1 pseudogene is annotated in these 389 nt (G+C 66.3%); it reads right to left on the bottom strand.

What is annotated here, in order from left to right:
• Window positions 1-260, bottom strand: a pseudogene (locus tag LI94_RS24880) (IS110 family transposase); the annotation flags it as partial.
• Between the last annotated feature and the right edge of the window lie 129 nt (window positions 261-389).

Here is a 389-nt window from a genome sequence, read left to right on the forward strand (position 1 = left end):
GGGCGCTGCAGCTTGCTCGGCGCCGCCACCTCGCAACGAACACCTGCTGCCCTCAGGTGCCGATACAGCCCGAACCCTGTCGGGCCGGCCTCATAGACCACCGCGACAGGTCCAGCCAACCGGTCCAGCCAGCCACGGACGTCCCCATAGTCGGGGGTCAGCGTTGCCTGGGCCACCTCGCCTGTGACGCTATCGATCGCCGCTGCTGCGACCGATCGTGCGTGCACATCGAGCCCTACGCTCGTACGCTCTGTAAACACCGGGGCCTCCCACAAATGTTGGATAGGCCGGGCAGGGACTTCTGCTCGGTAACCCACGAGTTTTTGTGAGTGAGGCCCCGGCCCGCAACCCCCGACGAAAGCCGGGCGTCACCCCATACCGTCTAACGG

Source organism: Mycobacterium sp. UM_Kg27 (genome assembly GCF_000972905.1).
Classification (GTDB): Bacteria; Actinomycetota; Actinomycetes; order Mycobacteriales; family Mycobacteriaceae; genus Mycobacterium.